The 4,185-nt window shown below is 55.2% G+C and carries 5 protein-coding genes and 1 pseudogene; 1 reads left to right on the forward strand and 5 read right to left on the reverse strand.

Annotated elements, in window-relative coordinates; all coding sequences use genetic code 11:
- From HT737_RS32895 to HT737_RS28665, 4 genes and pseudogenes are all read right to left on the reverse strand, one after another.
- Positions 1-146, reverse strand: a pseudogene (locus tag HT737_RS32895) (hypothetical protein); the annotation flags it as partial.
- A gap of 213 nt (positions 147-359) precedes the next feature.
- A complete protein-coding gene (locus HT737_RS28655) occupies positions 360-860 on the reverse strand; it encodes a ferritin-like domain-containing protein (protein WP_034139794.1) in 501 nt (166 codons plus the stop codon).
- 146 nt (positions 861-1,006) lie between these two features.
- Positions 1,007-1,885 carry a ZIP family metal transporter gene (locus tag HT737_RS28660; protein WP_374011206.1) on the reverse strand — a complete coding sequence of 293 codons (879 nt, stop codon included), beginning with the start codon at positions 1,883-1,885 and terminating at the stop codon, positions 1,007-1,009.
- 285 nt (positions 1,886-2,170) lie between these two features.
- Positions 2,171-3,055 (reverse strand): manganese catalase family protein, encoded by an 885-nt coding sequence (locus HT737_RS28665; protein WP_034139796.1) that lies wholly within the window; start codon positions 3,053-3,055, stop codon positions 2,171-2,173.
- 338 nt (positions 3,056-3,393) lie between these two features.
- On the opposite strand from HT737_RS28665, the gene HT737_RS28670 reads away from it, so the two are divergent.
- Positions 3,394-3,834: a low affinity iron permease family protein gene (locus HT737_RS28670; RefSeq protein ID WP_080761495.1), complete on the forward strand. Its 441-nt coding sequence runs from the start codon at positions 3,394-3,396 to the stop codon at positions 3,832-3,834.
- 50 nt (positions 3,835-3,884) lie between these two features.
- On the opposite strand, the gene HT737_RS28675 is transcribed toward HT737_RS28670, so the two are convergent.
- Positions 3,885-4,145: a DUF1652 domain-containing protein gene (locus HT737_RS28675; RefSeq protein ID WP_034139797.1), complete on the reverse strand. Its 261-nt coding sequence runs from the start codon at positions 4,143-4,145 to the stop codon at positions 3,885-3,887.
- Between the last annotated feature and the right edge of the window lie 40 nt (positions 4,146-4,185).

The following is a 4,185-nucleotide window of genomic DNA, read 5'->3' on the forward strand; positions in this document are numbered from 1 at the left end:
GCCAGATAGGCGTCAGTCCGGTTGGCCAGGATCGAGGTCTCGTAATGAATTTCGCGACGATAAAATTCCAACCGTTCTTTGGGCGATCCGAACATCTTGGCGTTGTGTTCGGTCAACTCGGCCTCGCTGGTCGGTGAAGTCAGGATTCTTGGCAACGCGTTTACCTCAGAAAGGACCTGCAACGATGATCATCTATTTTTGTGTTCCAGTGGGATGGCCCATAAAGGTCCAGAAGCAGGGCAACCGCTGCACCGGCGATCCATAAAGTATCCGGCTTGGATAAGGCGCGGTCAGCTTGGCTAAAAGAACGCCACGGTAACGAAAGTCGCCGTGGCGTTCTTACCGCTCAATTTGAATCTTTATTTTTTCTCGAGGGTCGCAGCCTGGTTACCGCCTTGCTCCGCGATCTTCGACAGCTTCTCGTCGGCGCCTTTCTCCTCAGCTAGGGTGGCCTCCAGCAATGCAGCGGCATCGTCGAGTTTCAGGTGCTTGGCCATCGCGATCAGCGTGCCGTAACTGGCGATTTCGTAGTGCTCGACCTTTTGCGCAGCGCCGATCAGTGCTGCATCCAGCACCGCACCTTTGTCGATTTCGTCCAGTAGCTCTTTGGACTCCTCGACCAGGCCCTCCATCGCAACGCACTTCATGCGTTTGAGCTTCAGTCCAGTCAGCTCGACCAGCTGATCGATACGTTCGATTTGGCCCTGTGTTTCTTCAAGGTGCGAGGTGAAGGCTTCGGCAAGCAGCGGATTGGTCGCCGCCCGCGCTAGGCGCGGCAACGCTTTGGTGATCTGTTTCTCGGCGCTGTAAACATCGGAGAGTTCATGGATGAACAAGTCTTCAACAGTTTTCCTAGCCATTTCTAACTTCCTTCTGGTCAATGGATGTTTACCCGAGGCGTGATGAGGATTGCTCGTCCGCCATCGTGGTGATCATGAAAACTGACCAAGCTCTTTTAAGAGGCGTTCCAAGATTTTTTCGCTTCCCAGATGAAGTGTTCATCCCATTAGCCCAGTGCGGTATCGAGGAACATCATCACCCCGAATCCCAACATCAGACCGAGGGTCGCAGGTGTCTCGTGGCCGTTACGGTGTGTTTCAGGAATGACTTCGTGGGACACCACAAAGATCATCGCGCCGGCTGCGAGACCTAAGGCAATTGGATAACCCAAGGCGAAACCACTCGATACGCCGAGTCCGACCACTGAGCCCAAGGGTTCCATCAAACCGGAACCGATGGCGATCAACGCTGCCCGCCAAGCAGAGATACCGGTGACGCGCAAAGCCAGTGCAACGGCGAGCCCCTCCGGGATGTCTTGAATGGCGATGGCCGTCGTCAGCGGCAGGCCCACTTTCATATCGCCATTGGCAAAGCTGACGCCGATGGCCATGCCCTCCGGCAGGTTGTGCAGGGTGATGGCCAGGACAAACAACCACACCCGATTGAACCGTTGAGAGTCCGGTCCGCGCCTGCCGCTTTCCTGATGCTCGTGAGGCACGAAACGATCTAGACCGATCATCAATGCCACACCCAGAGCCAGTCCAAACACCACAACACAGGCGGCCAGTAGCTGGTTTCCACACAGTGCCTGAGCGGCCTCAATGCCCGGAAGAATCAACGAGAAAGAGCTCGCTGCCAGCATCATGCCGGCGGCGAACCCCAGCATGATGTCTTGGGTACGCGAGGCAATATCGCGAAGGATGATCGCCACCACAGCGCCCAGGGTGGTCGCGGCGAATCCAGACAACCCTCCTAATGCCGCCAGACGCAGATTTTCCTTTTCAGCCCCTACCAGCGCCGAGTAACCACTGAACAACAGCAAACCAGTGACCAGCAGGAGCGTCGACCAAAACAGCACCCCAGGCCAACCGCCACTGGATGCCATGCCCAACCAATTGCGCAGTGAGGGTCTCGCAGACGATGAGGAAAGTGACATGTCGCCTCCTATCGTCCGGCTGGATGTTTCCCTGTGGCGTTGGCGGTCGAGTGACGCAACGTCTGGGCGATCCGCATAGCGGTCCGATCAAAGGATGCAGCGGTTGCGTTGAAGCGATCGGACAAGGACTGCGCCAGGTCATTGTTGAAAACGCCGGTATTCGAATTCATGCCGTGTACCTCGGATTGCATGGATAAAGAAACCGCACGCCGTTGTGGCGTGCGGTATTGGTCATCAAGCGTTCGGTTCACCCTGAACACCCGCGCCAAGATCGGCGCCGGTGATAGGATTGCTGTCCGGGTCGGACATGGTTCGTGCCTTCATATCCAGCAGCAGTTCCTCTTCTTCAGCGCTTAGTTGAACACTGGCGGTACCGTCACCGCCGTCCACGGCAGGCGCGGGGTTTTCCACGTACTCCCAATCGTCGCCCTGGTTCCACGGACCACGGGTGCTGCCTTCCCCTTGCGACATGTTGAAGTACACGTTGGTGAACTCCGGCATGCCGGGGAGCTTGCCCTGCGGGAAGTTCGGCTGGATTGCGTGGAGTGCTTTTTCGAAGGACAGTTGGTGGGCGATTTCGCGGGTCATAAGAAAGCCCAGTGCTTCTTTAACGCCAGGATCGTCCGTCACGTTCATCAGCCGCTCATAGACGATTTTTGCGCGAGCCTCGGCAGCAATGTTGGAGCGGAAGTCGGCCGTCGGCTCACCGATCGTATCGACATAGGCTGCCGACCAAGGCACGCCGGCGGAGTTGGTCAGCGGTGCGCCGGCGCCATACAGCAGGCTGGTGATGTGCGAATCGTTGCCCGCACCATTGATGGCCCGGTACAACTCACCTTCTTCTTCAACGCCCTCGGCCATTCGGCCTTTGGCACCCTTGTTCAACATAACGATGATGGAGCCGACGATTTCGAGGTGGCTTAGCTCCTCTGTCGCAATGTCCATCAGCAGGTCTTTACGGCCCGGATCATCTTCGGCCAGCGCTTGGGTGAAGTATCGCGATGCCGCCGCGAGCTCTCCCTGTGCGCCGCCAAATTGTTCAAGTAACAGATTGGCCAAGCCTGGATTGGGCTCGGCAACCCGCACGGTGTATTGAAGTCGCTTGTTATGTAGAAACATGACAAATCTCCTCAGGTCAGACGAGGCTCGATGCTCATTCGAGAAAGATCGAATGCGAGCTCACAGACATCTGAAGCGAATTCCGTGTGAGTAATTGCAATTTGTTTTCAGTCACGGCGACAAGCGGCGCGGAATGACTTTTTTTTGAGACTTTAATCGCCAGTCGTCGGCCTTCCTCGGAGGCTTCGCAAACTTTTGCGTGATCAGTCAGCTCAACCGCTATCAGAGTTAGGAGCGTTTCCGATGGAGGAATTGCGAGGAGAGAGAAGACATATGTAACAAAGAATTTCATAGAGTTTGCGTGGTCGAAATGGCATCTCCCACTTGGATTTATGGTCATGAAATTCGCAAAGTTTTGCCAAGCACTCTCGAACTGGGCCGGCAGCTCGAAAACCTTTCTGATAGCTATTCTGCTGATCATCGCTTGGGCGTTAACGGGTCCGTATTTTCACTACAACGACACCTGGCAACTGATCATCAACACGTCAACAACGATCATCACCTTCCTGATGGTATTCCTCATCCAGAACACACAGAACAGGGATAACGACATCTTGCACCTGAAACTCGATGAACTGATCCGAGCAACAAAGGACGCCCAGAACGCCTTCATGTCATTGGATCATCTGGATACCAAGGAGCTGCGTGAGTTACGCAAGCGTTACAGCACGATGGGAGAAGAGGAAGAGGTGAATCTTGAGTGCACGGAAACTGCATCCGTAACGCAGGACATCCAAAAGCCCGCCGCGCTGCCTCCGGCGGAAACGCCAATGCCCTAGCAGTCGCGATGAGGGCTTAGGATTGGCTAAGCCCTCGGCACCTACAACTATCAACGGGTGGCAGCGATACCCGACAGGTTTCTTTGTTTGTTGGTCGCCAGATCGTACCGAAGCTCAGCAATCAGCTCTGAGATCGCCCGAGGACTGACCAATGTATTCGTCGAAATTCCAGTGACAAGCAGATCGACGCTGCCCGTCGCGGGATCAGTCACTCGGACCTGTAGTGAATTTCCAGTCACTAAAGTGCATTGGCACTCCAGCGGTCGAAAGCTCTCTTCAATGATTCTGCGCAGCTCCAGGGTTGAAATCATTCATTTCCTCCAGTGTCGTATCCCGAAGCAAGACATGATA

This window comes from Pseudomonas sp. MD195_PC81_125, assembly GCF_014060985.1.
Classification (GTDB): Bacteria; Pseudomonadota; Gammaproteobacteria; order Pseudomonadales; family Pseudomonadaceae; genus Aquipseudomonas; species Aquipseudomonas parakoreensis.